The 20,255-nt window shown below is 40.8% G+C and carries 16 protein-coding genes; 7 read left to right on the top strand and 9 right to left on the bottom strand.

The window, feature by feature from the left end; all coding sequences use genetic code 11:
• The 3 genes from ABI367_RS02675 to ABI367_RS02665 all read left to right on the top strand — a co-directional run.
• The coding region (locus ABI367_RS02675; RefSeq protein WP_462230767.1) for a pseudouridine synthase at window positions 1–1,197 on the top strand (1,197 nt) is incomplete at its 5' end.
• 63 nt (window positions 1,198–1,260) lie between these two features.
• Window positions 1,261–2,394: a lactonase family protein gene (locus ABI367_RS02670; RefSeq protein WP_462230765.1), complete on the top strand. Its 1,134-nt coding sequence runs from the start codon at window positions 1,261–1,263 to the stop codon at window positions 2,392–2,394.
• A gap of 112 nt (window positions 2,395–2,506) precedes the next feature.
• Window positions 2,507–2,680 (top strand): hypothetical protein, encoded by a 174-nt coding sequence (locus ABI367_RS02665; protein WP_462230763.1) that lies wholly within the window; start codon window positions 2,507–2,509, stop codon window positions 2,678–2,680.
• Between the two features lie 449 nt (window positions 2,681–3,129).
• On the opposite strand, the gene ABI367_RS02660 is transcribed toward ABI367_RS02665, so the two are convergent.
• From ABI367_RS02660 to ABI367_RS02650, 3 genes are all read right to left on the bottom strand, one after another.
• Window positions 3,130–3,621 (bottom strand): hypothetical protein, encoded by a 492-nt coding sequence (locus ABI367_RS02660; RefSeq protein ID WP_462230761.1) that lies wholly within the window; start codon window positions 3,619–3,621, stop codon window positions 3,130–3,132.
• Between the two features lie 56 nt (window positions 3,622–3,677).
• Entirely contained in the window at window positions 3,678–4,820 is a 1,143-nt protein-coding gene (bshA, locus tag ABI367_RS02655; RefSeq protein WP_462230759.1) for an N-acetyl-alpha-D-glucosaminyl L-malate synthase BshA, read from the bottom strand.
• Window positions 4,821–5,032: 212 nt separating this feature from the next.
• Window positions 5,033–5,398, bottom strand: coding sequence for a CoA-binding protein (locus tag ABI367_RS02650; protein ID WP_462230757.1), 366 nt, complete (start codon window positions 5,396–5,398; stop codon window positions 5,033–5,035).
• 152 nt (window positions 5,399–5,550) lie between these two features.
• Between ABI367_RS02650 and ABI367_RS02645 the strand changes: the two genes are divergently transcribed.
• The 3 genes from ABI367_RS02645 to ABI367_RS02635 all read left to right on the top strand — a co-directional run bounded on the left by ABI367_RS02645 (window position 5,551) and on the right by ABI367_RS02635 (window position 6,875).
• A complete protein-coding gene (locus tag ABI367_RS02645; RefSeq protein WP_462230755.1) occupies window positions 5,551–6,114 on the top strand; it encodes an RNA polymerase sigma factor in 564 nt (187 codons plus the stop codon).
• A gap of 11 nt (window positions 6,115–6,125) precedes the next feature.
• On the top strand, window positions 6,126–6,530 hold the full coding sequence (locus tag ABI367_RS02640) for a hypothetical protein (RefSeq protein ID WP_462230753.1): 405 nt from the start codon (window positions 6,126–6,128) through the stop codon (window positions 6,528–6,530).
• Window positions 6,531–6,662: 132 nt separating this feature from the next.
• Window positions 6,663–6,875: a hypothetical protein gene (locus ABI367_RS02635; protein WP_462230751.1), complete on the top strand. Its 213-nt coding sequence runs from the start codon at window positions 6,663–6,665 to the stop codon at window positions 6,873–6,875.
• A gap of 68 nt (window positions 6,876–6,943) precedes the next feature.
• Here the strand turns inward: ABI367_RS02635 and ABI367_RS02630 are convergent, their stop codons facing one another.
• Window positions 6,944–8,494, bottom strand: coding sequence for an NAD(P)/FAD-dependent oxidoreductase (locus tag ABI367_RS02630; RefSeq protein WP_462230749.1), 1,551 nt, complete (start codon window positions 8,492–8,494; stop codon window positions 6,944–6,946).
• Between the two features lie 175 nt (window positions 8,495–8,669).
• Between ABI367_RS02630 and ABI367_RS02625 the strand changes: the two genes are divergently transcribed.
• Window positions 8,670–12,200 (top strand): chemotaxis protein CheB, encoded by a 3,531-nt coding sequence (locus tag ABI367_RS02625; RefSeq protein ID WP_462230747.1) that lies wholly within the window; start codon window positions 8,670–8,672, stop codon window positions 12,198–12,200.
• A gap of 223 nt (window positions 12,201–12,423) precedes the next feature.
• Here the strand turns inward: ABI367_RS02625 and ABI367_RS02620 are convergent, their stop codons facing one another.
• From ABI367_RS02620 to ABI367_RS02600, 5 genes are all read right to left on the bottom strand, one after another.
• Window positions 12,424–13,413 (bottom strand): hypothetical protein, encoded by a 990-nt coding sequence (locus tag ABI367_RS02620; RefSeq protein ID WP_462230745.1) that lies wholly within the window; start codon window positions 13,411–13,413, stop codon window positions 12,424–12,426.
• A gap of 95 nt (window positions 13,414–13,508) precedes the next feature.
• A complete protein-coding gene (locus ABI367_RS02615) occupies window positions 13,509–14,957 on the bottom strand; it encodes a hypothetical protein (RefSeq protein WP_462230744.1) in 1,449 nt (482 codons plus the stop codon).
• Window positions 14,958–14,987: 30 nt separating this feature from the next.
• On the bottom strand, window positions 14,988–17,798 hold the full coding sequence (locus ABI367_RS02610; protein ID WP_462230742.1) for a TonB-dependent receptor: 2,811 nt from the start codon (window positions 17,796–17,798) through the stop codon (window positions 14,988–14,990).
• A 687-nt stretch (window positions 17,799–18,485) separates the two neighbouring features.
• Window positions 18,486–19,550 (bottom strand): hypothetical protein, encoded by a 1,065-nt coding sequence (locus tag ABI367_RS02605; protein WP_462258006.1) that lies wholly within the window; start codon window positions 19,548–19,550, stop codon window positions 18,486–18,488.
• Window positions 19,551–19,553: 3 nt separating this feature from the next.
• The coding region (locus ABI367_RS02600; protein ID WP_462230737.1) for an MBOAT family O-acyltransferase at window positions 19,554–20,255 on the bottom strand (702 nt) is incomplete at its 5' end.

The following is a 20,255-nucleotide window of genomic DNA, read 5'->3' as shown; positions in this document are numbered from 1 at the left end:
GGTTATGGCGACAAAAAAAGCTTTTCGCCAAAAAACAAACCTTATTCAGGCAGGCCAACCAACGATGACCGTCCGCCAAGATCTTTCAGCAAAGGCGAACCATCAGGCGAAAAAAGAAACTTCGAACCTAAAGCCAAACCTTACTCAGGCAGGGCAGGCAATGATGACCGCCCGCCTAAAAGTTTTAGTAAAGAATCTTCGGGCGATAAAAGGCCGTTTACAAAAGATAAATTCAGTTCAAACAGGCCAACCTCATCAGGTAGGCCCTACTCAAAAGATAAATTCGGTTCTGATAAGCCTTCATCCGACAGGCCAAAAAGAAACTTCGACAGTAAGCCACCACGCGAAGGCGGCTTTAAAAAACGTGAGTTTACTGAAGCAGACCTACCTTATGTACGCAAGGTTACACCAAGGCACAATCCTTTGGAACGGGATATACCGGCAAAAACACTGCGCCCCAAAAAGCCAAGCGTAAACGATAACCTGATAAGGCTTAACCGCTACATTGCCAACGCGGGTATATGTTCGCGCCGTAAGGCTGATGAGCTGATACTGGCAGGTGTAGTATCTGTTAACGGTGAGGTTGTGGCCGAATTAGGCGCAAAAATTGACCCTATAAAGGACGAGATACGCTATAACGGCGAAACGCTGAAACGCGAAAAAATGGTTTATGTATTATTAAATAAACCTAAAGACTATATCACTACCACCGAAGACCCGCAGGAGCGACGTACGGTTATGCACCTGGTGGAAAAAGCCAGCCGCGAACGTATTTACCCTATTGGCCGTTTAGATAGAAATACCACGGGTTTATTATTAATGACCAATGACGGCGACCTGGCCGATAAACTATCGCACCCACGCAGCCAGATCACCAAATTATATCAGGTTGAATTAAGTAAAAGCTTATCACAGGGCGACCTAAACAAAATTCAGTTTGGGTTGGAACTTGAGGATGGTTTGATTAAGCCCGATGTAGTATCGTACGTAGCAGGCGCATCCAAACGCGAAATCGGTATACAGATACATAGCGGTAAAAACCGCATCGTTCGGCGCATATTTGAGCACCTGGGTTATGAAGTGGTAAAACTGGACCGCGTAGTATACGCCGGCCTAACCAAAAAAGATCTACCGCGTGGCCGCTGGCGCTTTTTAGATGAGAAAGAGATCATACAGCTAAAACATTTGATAAAATAAAACTAAACGCTCCGCAAACCGGGGCGTTTTTTGTTAATTTGTATTACTGACATATAACCTGTCATGAAAAAAATACTCATAACCTTACTATTAGCTTTGCCACTATTTGGCTTCGCGCAGAAAAAAGCACCAAAAACTTTCGACCTGCTGATAGGCAACTCCGCAAAAGATGGCAATAAAGCTATTTTCGTATATCGGCTTTATGCAGAAACCGGCAACCTTGCTTATTTGAGCCAGATAGACGTTGCAGGTATCACCCCCTTTTTATGCATCAGCAATGATGGGAAGTTTGTTTATGCGTTAAGCGAAACTGATAAAGGCGCTACCCTAAACGCGTTTAAGTTTGATAAAGTAAATGGCAAATTGGTAGCATTAAACAGCCAGCCAACCGGCAACCACCCCACACACCTAATTATTGATAAGGCACAGAAAAACATTTTAGTATCCAACTACGGTTCGGGTAGTTTAATGGTATTGCCTGTTAATAAGGATGGCTCATTAGGTGCTGTTACGCAAACCATACAAGATGAAGGCAGCAGCATTGATAAAGAACGCCAGGCAGGGCCGCATGTACGTTCGGCTATCTTATCGCCCGATGAGAAACGTTTATTTTACGCCGACCAAGGCACAGATAAATTAAACATATATCGTTATAAGGCATCAAAAATCCCGCCGCTTACACCCGAAGATCCGAGTTTTGTAAGTGTTACTCCCGGCAGCGGGCCAGGCTGTATTGATTTTTCGGCAGATGGTAAATATTTATACCTGTTACAGGCAATGGCAGCTCAAGTAACCGTTTATAGCGTTGATGGCGCTAAATTAAAACCTATACAAACCGTAGTCATGCAGGCAGAACCTGGTTTTAAGGATAAGTTGGAAGCCGCTGATATGCACATTGCGCCTAACGGTCAATACCTTTATACCTCTACCCTTGGAAAGGCTGATGTATTTAATGTTTATATGATTAGCCCCGTTGACGGTAAATTAACGCTTTTAGAATATCCACGCACCATGGGTAAGTTGCCTCGTAATTTTACAATTGATGCCGCAGGGAAATTTGTAGTGGTGGCTAACGAAGAAAGTAATAGCATAAATGTACTATCCATTGATCAAAAAACAGGGCGGTTATATCCCAACCGAAGCCGTATAACTGATATCAGCAAGCCGGTAAGCTTAGCGTTGGTACTCGTGGAGTAGGTTTTTAGAGCTGAAAGCGGAAGGCTTAAAGCAAAAAGCTAATTTTTCTGTCATCTCGAAACGTAGTGAGAGATCTTATACAACTTTGCTATTGAACATTTAAATTGCAATTATGAAAACACGTGTTAAAGCTTTCCTATTTCTATCAGCTTTGCTTATCATATCATGCACGTTTAACACAAAATTTAATAACCAGCAATGGCAAGATCATAGTGATGACGGTTTTCCTCCTCAACATCGCGCTGCAATGCTAAAAGACCTTATAGAAAACTATAACAGTAAGTGAGTTAGAAAACCTTTTAGGACAATCCGACGGAATTGAGAACCACCATCTATACTATAAAATCATTATTGATTATGGTAGGGATATAGACCCCGTTTATGGGAAAGACTTAATATTTAATTTTTCTAAAGATTCAATTATCACATCATACAAGATTACCGAGTAGGGCGAAAAATAACTCGCTTGAAAAGATTTCTCCTCGTACCTCGTTCGAAATGACAATTATAGATTAAACGCAAATACTTAATCTATAAGCAAAAATCATGGTTAACACTTTTTTGCTCTATTTTTTATCAACTATTTGATTATCAATTATATATAAAAATAATCTGTCAAAAAGTGTTAAACGATGTTAAACGGTTCTTGACACTTTAAGTTAAATTGAATTAATAAAAAGGCTCAAAGCGTTATCCACCTTGAGCCTTTTACCTTTATCCTTTCGACCTTAACCTCTACTTATTCTTACTAAAGCTATAAACCACATACCCCGTTTTACCATTATAGTCAACCGGCGATCTCAGCGTCATGGTATTACCATCGTTATTATCAATAATTAAACGGTAACCATCAGTTACATTTTTAGGGGCATCGCCCTGGTATATTTTTTTAAACTGGAATTGATTGGTACCTGATACCTTGTCGTTATAAACAGACCAGAAAATGGTTTGTGATGTACCGCCATTAAGTGTATAAATACCGTTTCCGCTGTTGGTTAACTGCCAGGTACTGCCTATAAACGCGTCGGGCTGAGCCTGATCAAATACGGTTTGCACCGAGCCGCGCAGCAAGCCATCATAAGCTACATTATTTAATGTCCAGGTGCCTACAAAATGGCCCCTTGTTGCGCCGGTTGCAGCGGCAGGTAAGTTTTTAATGCCTGAGCAGGCCGAAAAAATGGAGATAACTGCTAAAACGGGTAACAGAAGCTTAAATATGTTTTTCATGATATGTATGTATTATTTAATAATGATAATACATAAACCTTGCCAAATAGTTTGGATTATAAAGCACCTGCCTTACTTTTTTCAATTACTTCAATATAATAGTTTTCATATAGTGGCAATATGCGGGCAAGGTCAAACTCGCGGGCGCGTGCCAGCGCATTTTCTTTAAAAGTTGCCAGGCGGGCCTCGTCCTCTAATATAAATATGGCTTTTTCAGCCATTCCTTCAACATCTCCTATATCTTTTAAAAAACCGGTAACCCCATCAATATTTAATTCGGGTAAGCCACCCGCGTTCGAGCTGACAACAGGCACCTTGCAAGCCATAGCCTCCAGGGCGGCCAAACCAAAGCTTTCTGACTGAGATGGCATCAGGAACAAGTCTGAAACTGATAATATTTCTTCAATGGCATCTTGCTTACCTAAAAAGCGGGTATCATCTCCCACACCCAGATCGCGGCAAAGCTGCTCACAGTCTGACCGTTCGCCGCCATCGCCCACCATTAATAATTTTGAGGGTATTTTTTCGCGCACTTTGGCGAATATTTTTACCACATCTTCGGTACGTTTAACCTTACGGAAGTTGGAAGTATGCACCAAAATCTTCTCATCGTTAGGCGCTATAGCTTTCTTAAAATGATCTTTGGCTTTTAGGCTAAAACGGTTAAGATCTATAAAATTGGGAATCACCCTGATATCATTCTCTATTTCAAAAAACTCGTAGGTCTCTTGCTTTAAATTTTCAGATACCGCGGTTACCCCATCAGATTTGTTGATGGAAAAAGTAACTACCGGCTTGTATGTCCTGTCTTTACCCACCAATGTAATATCGGTACCATGCAGCGTTGTAACCACGGGGATGTAAATGCCATAGGTCATCAATATTTGTTTAGCCATAAACGCTGCCGAGGCATGTGGTATAGCATAATGCACGTGCAAAATATCGAGTTTTTCAAACCGCACCACATCAACCAGGCGGCTGGCCAATGCCAGCTCATACGGCGGATAATCAAACAACGGATATTTAGATACCGATACCTCGTGGTAAAAAAGGTTTTCCGAAAAAAAATCCAACCGGGCAGGTTGGTTATAGGTAATAAAATGAACCTGGTGCCCATTGTCGGCAAGGGCTTTACCTAACTCGGTGGCAACAACCCCGCTTCCGCCAAAGGTTGGATAACAAACTATTCCAATTTTCATTTATATAACTTGTTGCGTTGCAGATGATATAAGCACCTGTTGTTTTTTGTGATACAAGTTTAACAGCAATTTATGGCATTAGTGTTAACGTGGTGTAATAATTGACTAAGATTTTTATGATCTATTGGATGATAGGATATTATCCTATAAATCTATAATCATTTAAAGCCCTTAAAAGAATCCTAAAATTCTGCTAATCCTACAAATCTTAGTCAATATTGGCCTATAGATAACAGCACCAACGTACAAGCCTCCTCTGTTTCAATACCTTGCTCGGTTGCCATACGTTTAAGCTCCTCGTTTTCGGCACCCGGGTTAAATATGATGCGTTTGGGGTTGGTAGCTAAAATATAATTATATAACTGCGGCTGGTTTTGCGGACCAACATATAAAGTAATAGTGTCAATATCGTTATGTATCACCTCGGGTTTCTCAATGGGTACGCCGGCAACCTCACCGGTTTTTATACCCACGTTAACAATGCTATGGCCGTGACTAACCAAGCGGTTAGCGGCCAAATACGCATAACGTGCCGAATTAGGTGTTGCGCCTAAAACCAATGTTTTTTTATTAGTCATAATACCCTTAGTTCAAATATTAAGCCAAGCCGGTAAAGCAGGGGCTCGTGGCAGTCAGTGATTCGTCAAAAAAAAAATTAAAAATAATTTAAAATGTTTTAAAGGCACAATCGTCTATACCTTTAAACAGCAATACATTGGTTACCACCTTAATGACATCGGACGATAAGCAAAGCAACATTCTGCAAGCCATAAAGCTATATGGTAAAAACCTGCTGGGCTTTATCCGCAAGCGTGTAAAAAGTGACGCCGATGCCGAAGACATTCTGCAGGATGTTTGGTACCAGTTTAGCGCGTTGGTAAACGCCGAGCCTGTTGAACAAACCGGAGCCTGGTTATATAAGGTGGCCAAAAACAAGATCATTGATAAGCATAAAAAAAAATCAGAGACTTTGCTGGATGATATGCTGATAGGCGAAAATACCGACGAAGACGACCCCTTTGATTTTAAAGACATACTGCTTACCGAAGAAAGCACACCCGAAACTGAATACCTGCGCAACCTTTTTTGGGAACAATTATTTAAAGCGCTGGATGAATTGCCCGAAGAGCAAAAGCAGGTGTTTATTTGGCAGGAACTGGACGATATGACCTTTGCCGAAATAGCCGAACTAACCGGTGTAAATGTTAATACCCTGGTATCGCGCAAGCGGTATGCGGTGGTGCATTTGCGCGACAGGCTACAACAATTGTATGATGAAATAACAAAATATTAAATTTTAAAAACATGAAAAAATTCTTTTTTAAGGGCCGTTTTATTTTTATCCCTTTGGGGATAGCGGCTTTCGTTTCGCTGGCCGGATTAGCCGTTATGGGACTATGGAACGCGCTACTACCCGATATTTTACACGTAACCACCATTACTTTTGCGCAGGCCGTGGGCATATTTGTTTTATGCAAGCTTTTATTTGGCTTTGGCCGCGGCGGTGGCCGTGGATGGGGAGGCGGCCGTGGATGGATGCGCCATAAAATGGAAGAACGTTTTAAAAACATGACCCCCGAAGAGCGCGAAAAATTTAAACAAAAAATGCGCGAACATGGCTGTGGGCCATTCGGTCATCGCGGCAGTCACCCGTTTGCAAATCATAATTGGGATGATGTGGTTGATGAACCTTTGAAGCCTACTGAATAATTATCAAAATATATTTGTCATTTCGAACGAGGAACGAGGAGAAATCTTAAACAGCATGCACTTAATGAAAAGCATCTAAGATTTCTCACTGCGTTTCGAAATGACAGAAAAATAAAAACAAAACTTACACCAATGGAAATATTAGTATTTACCACCAGCGTTTCGGAACCTGAGCAGATCAAAAAAGTGAAACCCCTGCTTAAAGCCGTACGCTCAATTAAAGAATGGAACTTTGACCTCGAGGACCGCGACAATATTTTAAGGGTAGTAACCAACGGCCTATCGCCGCGTTATATTGAAACCTTACTGCAAAATGCGGGTTTTAATTGCCTGGAGTTGGATTAATGATAAAAGTTCCCCTCTCAAGAGGCGAATCGCACTTAGCCTGGCTTAAATCAGGTCATCCTAAAATCCTACAAATCATGGTTCAGACAAGCCACCGCGCAATTTATACCGTCAATTGCCGCGGATATAATGCCACCGGCATAACCAGCGCCCTCTCCGCAGGGAAATAAACCTTTAACCTGCGGATGCTGCAAGGTTTCCTTGTCCCTTGGTACTTTTATGGGCGATGAGGTGCGCGACTCTACCCCTACCAAAATAGCTTCGTTGGTATAGTATCCTTTCATTTTTTTACCGAAGGCAGGTAATGCTTTGCGTAACCTTTCGGTTATCCAACCTGGAAGAATATCTTTTAGTTGTACACTTTTTACACCCGGCAGGTACGAGTTTTTTGGGAGGTCTGTTGACAGGCGGCCCTCTACAAAATCAATCATCCGCTGCGCCGGAGCAACCAGGTTACCGCCTCCTGCTTTATAAGCCAGCTGCTCAATATGGTGCTGAAAATTCAGCATTTTAAACGGATCATTATTATCGCCCTCCACATCCTCCAAATTAACCTGCACCACTGTGCCCGAATTGGCATAAGGGTTATTGCGTTTGGATGGGCTCCAGCCATTTACTACTATTTCTTCAGGTTCGGTAGCGCAGGGGGCAATAATGCCGCCGGGGCACATACAAAATGAAAATACCCCGCGCCCATCCACCTGCTCCACCAAATTATAGTAAGACGGCGGCAGGTCCTCGCCCCTGTATTCGCAATGGTACTGTGCCTGATCAATTATTTGCTGCGAGTGCTCAATGCGCACACCCAGTGCAAAAGGCTTGGCCTCTATCAAAATATGTTGACGGTGCAGCATCTCAAACACATCGCGCGCCGAATGGCCCGTTGCCAGTATAACCGCGTTAGCATATAGCTTTTCTCCACCTGCTAGTTGCACACCTTTTATAGTATCGTTTTCAATTAATAGTTCGGTTACCTTCGCGTCAAACCTAACCTCACCGCCGGCATTTAAAATGGTTTCGCGCATGGCGGTTATTATCTGCGGCAGTTTGTTGGTGCCTATATGCGGGCGGGCATCAATCAAAATATCTTCGGTTGCGCCGTGCGCCACAAAGGTTTTCAATACCTGGTTTACATCACCCCGCTTAGTGGAGCGCGTATACAGTTTCCCGTCCGAGTAGGTACCTGCCCCACCCTCGCCAAAGCAATAGTTAGATTCGGGATTTACCAACCCTTGTTTATTAATATTAGCTAAATCCCGGCGACGGTCCTTAACCGCTTTCCCACGCTCAAGCACAATAGGTTTTTGCCCCTGTGCTATACATTGCAGGGCGGCAAATAAGCCGGCTGGCCCGGCGCCAACAATTATTACCGGCTGGCCATTTTTGACATTAGGATAAGTGACGTTATAAGTTTCGGGCTGATGAACTTCATCTACAAAAACCTTAACCTGCATACGGTATACCACACGGCGGCCCCTTGCATCTATTGACCGTTTAAGTACCTGTATTGCCGTAATTTTTTGAGGGGTGATATGTAGCGCGTTGGCGGCTATTTTTTTTAATGCGCCCTCGTCTTCTTGCTGCCCCGGTGGGCAAACTATTTCAAGTTCTTTGGTCATACTAAGTTGCCGGGTTTTTATCCCGGATGCTGCAAAAGTAAAAATATTTTAACGTGTAAAGCTCGTAACTATCCTGTTGATTTTCAAAATAATAGTTGTAAGTTTGATTTCTTTGTGCTTTGCCCAATAAGAATTTTTTTATAATTCTAACTCCGCTCTTTAAAATCCTGACCTGTTGAATGTTATCCCACACCATATTATTGCTATAGGTGCCTCTGCAGGCGGCATGGAAGAGATCAATTCTTTTTTTGACCATACCCCTTTAGATGGTGTTTCTTATATTATTGTGCAGCATTTGTCGCCCGATTTTAAAAGCAGGATGGTTGAGCTATTAGCCCGGCACAGTAAATTGGTTGTTGAACAGGCCCAAGATGGCATGACGGTTCAATGCAACCAGGTTTACCTTATCCCAAGTGATAAGTTCATGACCATACAGGACAATAAGTTATACTTAACAGATAAAGAAAAGGTAAAAAACCCCCATTTAACTATTAATACTTTCTTTAATTCGCTTGCAGAAGATTACGGCAAAAAGGCCATTGGTGTTATTTTGTCCGGCTTAGGTTCTGATGGTACCGAAGGTGTTAAAGCTATTAAAAAGGCGGGCGGCATGGTAATTGCCCGCAATCCTGAAACTTCGGAGTTTGGCAGTATGCCATCACATGCTATTGCTACCGGCCTGGTAGATTTTGTGTTGGAACCGGCGGCAATGCCGGATGCGATTGAAGATTATATAAAAAACGAAGGCATTTTACCCGCTGATCAAGCAGATGATGAAAAGAACCTGGCAGCAATCATCGAGTTGATCAAAGAAAGATCGCCACTTGATTTTACAGACTATAAGTTACCTACCATATTAAGAAGAACTAAAAGAAGGGCTGCCAATGGTAATTTTAAAACGCTCGTAAATTATCTTAACTTTTTAAAGGTTACCCCTATGGAAGTAGAGGCCCTTACTAAAGAATTTCTGATCAGTGTTACCTCATTTTTCAGGGACAAAGAAGCGTTTGACTTTATAAAAAGCAAGGTATTACCCCAAATCATCGAAGATTTAGCACCGGGCGAGGAATTGAAAATATGGGTAGCCGGGCGTGCTACAGGCGAAGAGGCTTATTCTATAGCCATATTGATAGCCGAACTATTAACAGACCAAACAGCAGATACAGTTGTGAAGATTTTTTCTACTGATATTGATAGTGCTGCCTTAGTACATGCAGGTAAGGGAATTTATAATAAAAACATTTCAAAAAATGTTTCGGCCGGGCGGCTTGAAAAGTATTTCTTAAAAGAAGGGGATAATTACCGGGTTAAGCCAATCATCCGCAAGATGCTGATTTTTGCACAGCATGACCTGGTGAAAAACCCACCCTATTGCAATATGCATTTGATAAGTTGCCGCAACTTGTTGATATATATGGCCCCGGTTTTGCAAAAGAAAATATTTGCCATGATGCTTTTTGGGCTTAAAAAGCATGGTTATTTATTTCTGGGTAGCAGCGAAAACCCTATACCTATCATCAAAAACCTGGAAGTGGTTAATAAAAAATGGAAGATATATAAAAACCTGGAAACAAAACGGGCGGTAAATTTCGATGCGTTTTCAATGCCTGATTTTTTGGATACTAAACCCAAAACGTCGCGGATTTTGCAGAATGAAGGCTCTAAAGATACTAACCATACCATGGCCGAAGTCATGCAGGAAGGCTTGGCTAAAGAGTTGGATTATGTTGCAGTTTGCATAGATGAAAATAACCAGGTAATAAAATTTTATGGTGATACAACCAGGTATTTGCTCAATAAGCATTTTAGCTCAAACCTGCCCGAACTTTTACCCAAACCGCTTGCCGTAGCTTTTAATACCTTAAGCAAAAAGGCATTAAAAACAAATGAGAGCGTTGTACTTAATGGGATAAAAATTAAACAGGGCCAACTTATTATTAAAGTAAGCTTGTCGGTAAGTCCATTAATAGTAAAAGGTGAAGGGAAATTATTACTGGTAACCTTTAGTGAAGAGAAATCAATTACCTCCGCGCTTAAAGAAACCGTATTTGATGAAAAAATATACCTTGATCAATACGTTGTTAATTTGGAAGAGGAATTGAAGGAATTAAAAGATAAGCTTCATGCCGCTAACGAAAAGTTGGATGCATCCAACGAAAACTTACAATCCTTTAATGAGGAACTGATATCCGCCAATGAAGAAATGCAAAGTACCAACGAGGAAATGCAATCGGTTAATGAGGAGCTACATACTATTAATTCAGATTATCAGCTAAAAAACAAAGAACTGCTGGAAATTAATGACGACCTGAATAACTATTTTAGGAGTAACATAAACGGGCAATTATTTATTGATAATGAGCTGCGATTAATGAAATTCTCGCCGGGTACTGTAAAGCAGATCAATTTGCTGGAAACAGATATCGGCAGGCCGCTCAGCAATATTTCTACCAATATCAAGTTTGAAACCATTTTAGACGATATTAAAAAAGTACTGGCAGAAGGATCTGTGATAACCAAAGAAATTGAAACTAATAATGGTAAATGGTACCAGATCATGACCATGCCTTATGTACAGCAGGCAGATCATAAAAATTCAGGAGCTATTATTACTTTTAATGATATTACAGAATTAAAAAAAATACAGCAGGAGTTAAATGTAAGTAATAAAATGCTGGGTATAGCCATAGATTCTGCAGCGATGGGAATGTGGTCTATCAACCTCCAAACTCAAGAATTTATTCCATCCCCGCGCCTTAAAGAGATATTTGGCTTTAATAGGGATGAACAAATGACCTATGAAGGGGCGATTGCCCAAATTGATAAAAATTACCAAACTTTAGTTACTGACGCAGCCGAAGCCAATATTAACAAGGGGATAAAATTTGATGTAGAATATCCGCTGCGGGGATTTCATGATGGAAAGCTTCGCTGGGTGAGGGGCAATGGCGACCTATCTAATGATACAGATAATAAGCCGGCCTATTTTACGGGCGTATTGCACGATATTACGATTAACAAGCTGGATGATATCCGGAAGAATGACTTTATAGCGATGGTGAGCCATGAACTTAAAACCCCGCTTACCTCACTCCAGGGATATATTCAACTATTAGCTGCCAGGGCAAAAAAAGACGAAGATGTTTTTAGAATTGATAAGCTGGATAAAGCACATAATCAGGTTAAGAAAATGACTGCCATGATCAACGGCTTTTTAAATGTTTCCAGTTTTGAAGCCGGTAAAATTTATTTGAACGAGCAAACTTTCGAAATAGATGTCCTGGTTAATGAAACAGTGGAAGAGGTTATGCTGACGACAGTAAATCATAACATCGTCTTTCTGCCGTGCTCATCATTAGTTGTAAAAGCCGACAGGGATAAAATTGGCCAGGTGATCAACAACTTTTTAAGCAATTCAATAAAGTACTCGCCAAAAGGCAAAAATATTGAAATTGCCTGCAAAGAAGTGAATGGCACCATTCAGGTTAGTGTAAAAGATGAGGGGATGGGTATAAAACCCGAAGATCAGGAAAAGTTATTTGACCGGTATTACCGGATAGAAAATACAGCTACCCAAGCTATTCCCGGTTTTGGTTTGGGCCTTTATTTGTCAGCCGAAATTATATATCGGCACAATGGCAAGGTATGGGTAGAAAGTGAGATAGGCAAAGGGTCAACATTTTACTTTAGTTTGCCCAAAGCTTAATTTATTTCCATACTAAATAAGCCACCAAAAGTAAGTGATATAACAAGCCTTTGATAGAAACCGCTACGAGTTGATAAAAACAAGAAAGCCACTCTGTAGAGTGGCTTTTAAAAAAGTAGCGGGAACCCGCGAAATGTCTACCTTTTGGATGATTTGAAGGCAATGCACAACACCATGAATTTAAGGTATGGAGTGAGGTAATTGTAGGTCAAGAGGATCGAATTTACTTTCTTTTATAAAAAGAAACGGTAGCCAGCTTACCCGTATAACCTCTTATTTCGGTTGTAGTGTAGTAACCTGAACCATCTGCCGCAAAACCAATACCTTCGCCTTGCGATTCATTATTAGCGTACGGTGCAACTTGTGGTTGGGTGGACAATCCTGTAAATATAGAAGTACCTACGGGGAATTTCCAATACCATATTAACTGATTACTTCTTAGCAATATTTCTGTCCCATCCGGCGAAATATCCCCACCTGTGGCTTTGTTAAAAAACAATTGTACCACCGGGCTTAATGTAGTTGCCGATGTAATATTTTGCGGATAACGCGCAACATAAATTTTAGATAGATTACTTTCTTTACTGGCAATATAAATATCCTTTGTCAATGGGTCAACCATCAATGTTTCTGCGTTATGCGGACCATCGGGATATTTTAGTTCAATAACATCAACCGATGTGATATTGGTGACATACGGCACTGTTTTCCCGGTTAAATTAGGCTCGGGGAAGCGGTAAATAAATATCGAGCCATACTTGGAATCATTATCGCCAATATCAGCAACGTAAATATAGCTGGTGCCTGATATAGGGCCCGGGCCAACAGCAATATCCTCCCAATCGCGGTTGCCAACTGTGGTTAATGAAAGTGTTCCTTTGTCGGCACCTGTTGCATCAGTTAAATAAACCTGGGCCGAGTTACCGCTATCATTATGAATATATAATATACCTGCATTTATCCGACTGGCAGCTACGCCCGAAATTTCGAACAGGCCGGTATTAGCCAAATTATTCACTACAGGTGTGCTATTAAACAGCTTCGTAGTATCTAATGAAGATGGATTGTAATTTGTAGATTGAAATGTTACCACCACAGGCGGTCGCACAACTGTAGTGGTGTCATTTTTTGCCGGTGTCGTATCGGCCGATTTGTTGCAGGATAATACACTAAGTATCAAAAAACTAAATAACCCTATTTTAATATGTTTCATTAAATATATGTTGTAATTAACGAAGCGTTATTGCCGCTCAATCGCTGGCAATAACGCTTCGTTATAGTTTTTTTTTAAAGATTGTATTTTTAATATTAATGGTGGTTTCCGGTACCGTTAAGTTGGAAAGCCCCCATATCGGCTCCCGGTAGGGTTATTTCGCTTGAACCGAAAGTTGGATCAACCGGTATGCCGGTAGTAATTGGTTTAATTAAATTGCCATTGGTAGTGCCTTTACCAGCAGCCGGCGAACCTGCTTGCAGGTGGAAGTTATAACTATCCACAGATGCCTGTGTGGTCCAGAAATTTGCAGCAGCTGGTAGCGAATAGTTAACAAACATAGGGTTGTTTTTGCCCACTAATGTTGTACCATCATAAACGGCGCCGAAAGTGTAATTAGTACCCAATAAAGCGGCCATATTTGGAATATCAGTAGCTTGCGGATGGGTAACAACTGGTTGTGCCACGCTGGTAGGTACAATTTGGTTAGCCATAGCTACATTATCTGCATAATAATAATTGTAACCATAGGCTGTTTTAGGGAACAGGGCTGTAGTACTTGAAGTAGTATCAGCTAAATAAACTTTAGCACCGCCCGGGCCACCGGCAATACGCACCCCAAAATTACAATCCACAATAAGATTGTTGTATACCAATGCTCTGGAGTTGTTTTCAATTTCAACCGAACCGCTTCTGGCACCATAAACCCCGGTATTTCTAAAACCGTCATTAACATAGGTGTTATTGTACATTGTAAACTGGCACTGGCCTGCTGTAGTACCATCACTTGCGGTTTTGGTACCGTTTGTAGCACTACCTATTATTAAGTTATAAGCCATGTTACCAACCGAGCTGCCTTTGGCATTGAAGCCGTCGCCACCAGTACTACCACATTTTTCCATTGTGTTCCTCATGATATTATAGTAACCGCCATAAAAACGGGTAGCATCATCAGGCGATCCGTATAACCATGAATCTTCTAAAATAAACACTCCTTTAGGGTTCTCAAAAAATAATACATATTGGTCACCTGCTGATAAACCTGCGCTTGCCGGGAAAGGCAAAGTTTTTAAAGCCGCGCCGCCAAAGTCAAGGTGTGTCCATTTAATAACAACCAGGTTGCTGGTGTTGCTGCAATAAATGCCACCCCAGCCGCCGGTGTACGCATTGTCACTTGCTACGGTTGAAGCACCTGTTTGTTTGGTTTTACTTGGGTCGGTAATTGTAATTGGCGCATCGCTTGTACCCAAGCTTATTAAATCGCCGTTAACAATAAAGTTTGCACCGTTGGTCATATTAATTTTAACACCTTTTTGAATCAATAAGGTATCGCCGGCATTTACCGTTATATCACCGCTAACGGTATAAGTTTGACCTGCCAGGAAAGTTCCTTTATAACTTCCTGCGGTTAATGTACTTGCGTTGCTAATAGCTTTACCGATTTGAACTAGCGGTTTAGACACAACAACGCTATCTGTTTTTTTGCTGCACGAAGCAAGCGCCAAAAGCGAAAGGCCTAACGAAATGATTTTTAAATTTTTCATGATGATTTACTTTTTTTATTTATTTTTTAATTAGAATTTGAACCTCATGCCCAGATTGTATCGGGCGTAATACTGATCATATTGAACAGTAGTGTAATTAGGGCTATTCTGATGCGCATATTTCAGAATACCAACATAGTTATTGGTGTTATTTTGCTTAATGAATAACTGGTAAGGTGTGTTTAACAGGTTGTTGGCCTTTGCAAATAAAATGAAGTGTCTGCCTAACTCCTTTTGCGCAGATAAATCAAGATAAGTTGCGGGCTTTTCCCAGGTATCCAACCCATAGTATTTTGATACGGCCTGTATTCTTTCGCCGGTATAAGCCAATGATAACTGGGCATCTATACCCTTTTTGGTGTCTTTATATAATAACGATACGTTTGCTATGTGTGCCGCCTGGCCCTGTAGCGGCCGTGTTTGATCGCGGGTGGTTACACCTACATTAATAATATCAATACTTTTAGGTGTAGTAATTTGCGATTGGGTATAGGTATAGTTAACAGATACCCCAATGTTGCCGAAGAATTTTTTTGCCACCAGCTCCGCACCGTAGTTGTGCGCATTACCCAGGTTTTGAGGTTCTAAAAATAAAGCAGCGCCTTTGGTACCGGCCGAAAGCACTGTTTCTATAGGGTTGGTTAATGACTTGTAAAAAGCACCGGCCATAAACTCATCAAAAACACCCGGGAAAAATTCGTATCTTATATCATAATTGTTGATAACGGTGTGTTGCAGATAGGGGTTACCTATGGTTTCATAAGGATCGTCAGCTGTAGCGTTTGGATAAGGAATAAAATCGGCAAAAGCGGGACGTAAAACGGATTGGAAGTAGGACGCCCTTATAGCCTGGTTAGTAGTTAGTGCATATTTAAGGTTGACACTTGGTAAGTAATCAGAATAGTTTATAGCCGCTGATTTTCCGGGGAATGTAGCCGGTAAATTGGACATATAGCTTTGGTCAGTATGTTCAACCCTTTCACCAACCAGGAAATCCAGACGGCTATTAACAAAATACTGTAACATTGCATATCCGCCTTGTATATTTTCATTAAAACTGTAAACACCCGGGTCGCTGTATGATGAGCCCAACGCATTGCCCGGGTTATTGGCAAATGTAAAAGTGGCATCCTGTACTGTTGTATACGGCTCGGCATTGTTAGTACCCGCAACTAGGGTATTTGGCAGGCTGTAACTATCAACAAAATTGTCCCTGGTTTTACGTCTTGCCATACCCCCCACCGTAAACAAGGCTTTGCGACCAAAAATAGTAGCATCATAATGGAGGTTCAAATAGCCCGAAAAATCCTTATCCGTATTATGCGCCCATACTCTCGACTCGTTGCCCACTAATACCGGCCCATTAATAATGCCAGGCGCAACGTAGGTAGAACTACCCGGGTTACCGGGTGTTGGCTGGTTTGTACCACCCGGAGCAGGACTGGTGCTATACGTTGTTTTAAACGTGGCAATATCCGGTTGCTTATGGCCGGCTTCGGAGTTTGCTAAGGTCCAATCCAGCTTAAAATTATCATTTATTTGATGCTTGCCTTTTAAGGTTACATTATAAATGCTTTGCAGATCGGTACGGGTTTCTGTTAAATTATCTATGCCATTGGTAGCCACATAGCCTTGATAAGAGTAACCGCTATAAGTTGATGTTTGGGTTTCACGTACGCGGTACTCGTTCAACTGTAAATAGGTGCCAAACAAGTTGATACTATTATTAGCATTAAACTTATAATCAATACCTGCAATGGCACCCAAACGACTAAGCCTGGAAGAATACTGGCGGTTATATGAGCTTTGAAAAGCAGTTTCCTGGTTAGGGGTATTAATATTAGGCGACGGGCCAACGGTGTTTTCTTGTACAACCACAAAACTGTTATCGCCCTGATAGGCATTTTGGTATGAACCTGAAAATATAACCCCTAACTTGTTATTTAAAAAACGGTTGCCAACAGTTAAACTGGCATTGGCATTTGGCGCGGCATTACCTGTTTTGGTAACCAGGTTTTGATATGGAAAATCGGTAATAAGTGCAGCGCCAAGCGGCGGCAACAACTCGCCCGGGGCTTTACTGCGTACGGAACTTCTGTCAAAACTTACAAATGGCCGGTTAAAAAATAACTGGCTGTAGCCGGTACCAAAATTTCCTTCAACACGTAAATGATCAGGAGCAGTTTTCATGACCAGGTTAACTACACCTCCTGAGGCATCGCCTTCCATTGCTGGGGTTAATGATTTGGAAACCTCAATTTTCTCTACCAGGTCAGCAGGAAAAATATCCAGTGGTACATACCTGTTTTTATTATCAGGGCTTGGAATTTTAACCCCATTAATTAAAGTGGTATTGTATTGCTTTTCCATACCACGGATAATTACATGTTGTGCATCGCCGCTGTTGTTTCTGTCAATAGAGATACCCGATACCCTGCTTAACACATTAGATACCAAAACATCCGGAGATAGGGCTATTGAGTTTGCCGAAATAACATTCATGGTGTTATTGGCATTTTTCTCAACGTTACGGGCCGAGTTGTCCGTTTCTTTACTCACATACTCAATAACGGCCACTTCGTTTAACGCTGTCGAGTTATCAAGCATAGCTACATTTAAAACAGTGGTCTTATCTTTTATCGCCTCAACTTCATATTCTTTGGTGGTTTTATACCCTATAAAACTAACCTGTAGTTTATAGCTGCCGGCTGGTATATTTTTAAACTGGTAAGTGCCGTCCAGTTTAACGGCGGTATTAAATACGGTTGTTCCTTTTTCAATACGTACGTTGGCGCCAATTAATGTTTCGCCGGTTTTTGAATCAGATACTGTTCCTTGCACGGTTTGGGCAAAAGAGGCAAGGCTAGAGATTACAAGAAAAAATAAAAGAAAAAATAAGCGTTTGGATGGTAATAATGAAATCATTGAGCCAGATATTTTGCAGTGGGCATGCGTTAAAAAACACAAGACACGAGCGCAAATCTGTATTAATTCTGAATTTTTACGGTGCGGATAATTTGTTAACGTAACCTTTTTTCAGGTTTAATATTAGGCCCTGATTTGTAACATTACCAACCATTTAATTGACCATTTATTAACAAAAAAAACACAATTTAATGTTCGGTTTTTTACCGATATAAATTTTATTAAAAGCAGGGGAATAGAGTACATATACAGTAAACATATCCGAATATAAACAAGAAAAGCCATCCACCAAGGGTGGACAGTTTTCTGCCAAAAGTAGCAGAAAGCGGCAAAGTGTCGAACTTTTTGGAGGATTTGCAAGCAATTATCAATATAAAGGATTTATGAATACGTATACACGTTTGATACACTACCCATTTTTAGTACATTACCGGCCCAAAGCAAAGGGGATGATACTTTCATACCATCCCCTTTATCAAATTTTCAGATTTAAATTTATATATTATTCCTGATTTTCAATTGATTAGGTTTTTACCCACACATTTGATACACTACCGTTATTACAAAGCGTTATGATTTGAGAATATATTCATTTTTTTTGCTTTATTCAACAAAAGGGCGAAGAGCGGAGTTTACTAAAGACAGCCAAATTCTTTCGCCATTACGATTCCAATGGGTGTCTGAATAGCAATATACCTGTTCATTCGTCTGTTTGAAAACCCTGTTTAAGTCAATTACCTTACACTTAAGCGTTCGGTCGTTTTGCACCAACGATATTAAGTTGTTATATATCAGACCGTGATAGTTTGGGTACAAGATGCTGACAGGGTTAGGGATAATTGCAATGTACACCTCATCAAAACCCTTTGATCTATACTGGTCATAAACTTTATTTAAAACTTTTATTATTCCCCGCAATTCATTTTTGTCTACTGGCTTGAATGAGCTTTGTTTGTACACGGTATCTATGGTCAGGTCATACAACAAATATTTTTTATCGTCTGACAGGTAAGCACCTTTGCTAAGCCGATTAAACATGGAATAATACAAATCGGCTTTAAACTCCTTAAAAGGAGTTAAGAAGCTGTAATCCCAGAGGTTGAACTCAATATTTGCATCAATATCATTAAGTTTATATTTCAATTTAAACGCGTCGTTTTTTTTGAAAGCAGGAGACACATTGTTTTCCGTATCTTTTATGTTAAAAAAGTGCTGCATATATGTTGTATCCTCATATACCAACCTTACATTTCGTTCGCTGGTTTCCAACAATAGAACATTCTTTTTCGTCTTATCCAATGTCACATCTGTGGTTTGACGGTCGTTCAGTCTCGTATAAACTATTTTGTTAACATTTTTAAACAGGGACGGGTGTTCAAACAACCCCCATCCGTAGCTATCGCTCAAAGCATATAGGTCGATTTTCTTTGTATGGGGCGCTACCGTATCAAACCGGAGAAGGTTATCGCTTCCTTGCGGGTTTTGTATGCGAAATTTAGATAGGTAGGTAAACCCGTACAAGTCTCCGTATCTGTGCCTGTCGGTACCCCACCAACCCGTTTTCTCATTTCTGGCCCTTGCTATCCAGTTGGTCAGGTCGTCCATCGACGAGACGATAAAAACAACAAATGTCATAAGCAATACTCCTTTGGCCAAACCCCTTTTCATATTCTAGAATTGAAAGTAAATAAATTGCTTGTTGTTAAACACCCCGAACAGGTAGCAACACAAAGCCAGACCGATGAAGGCAAAGGCAAAAAGAGCGTTGTTTTTTGTTGATAAAATGGGAAAGAAGTATTCTTTAACAAGCAATGCAACGATCATAATCGTAACAAACAGGAGCTCGGGTTTACCAAGCACCAAATTGACTGGTTCTTTTAAATCAAACGACATGATCTTTTTGATTATATAAAGTGCCTCGTCCATACCGGCCGACCGGAAAAATATCCAGGCAAATGATACCAATAAATAAGTTATCAGGATCTGAAAAATGCTTTTTAAAAAATTTGGCCTAAACGAATACCCAGCTTTTTTCAACAGCAAATTTTTGCAAATTTCTGCGATTAGAAAAAAACCGTGCAGGGCGCCCCAGGCAATAAATGTCCAATTGGCCCCGTGCCAAAAACCGCTAATTAAAAAAACAATAAAAAGATTTGCAAACCATCGTGGTGTAGTCACCCTATTACCCCCTAATGGGATGTAAACATAATCCCTAAACCATGTAGACAAAGAAATATGCCATCGCGTCCAAAACTCGTTTATAGAGCGCGATAGATATGGTGACCTGAAATTGGCCATCAAGTCTATTCCCATTGTTTTAGCCGCTCCTATTCCGATATCGGAATATCCTGAAAAGTCGCAGTATATTTGGAA

Source organism: Mucilaginibacter sp., from assembly GCF_039935595.1.
Lineage (GTDB): Bacteria > Bacteroidota > Bacteroidia > Sphingobacteriales > Sphingobacteriaceae > Mucilaginibacter.
The sequence above is the reverse complement of the archived record's forward strand: the minus strand, read 5'-3'. Positions and strand labels throughout refer to the sequence as shown.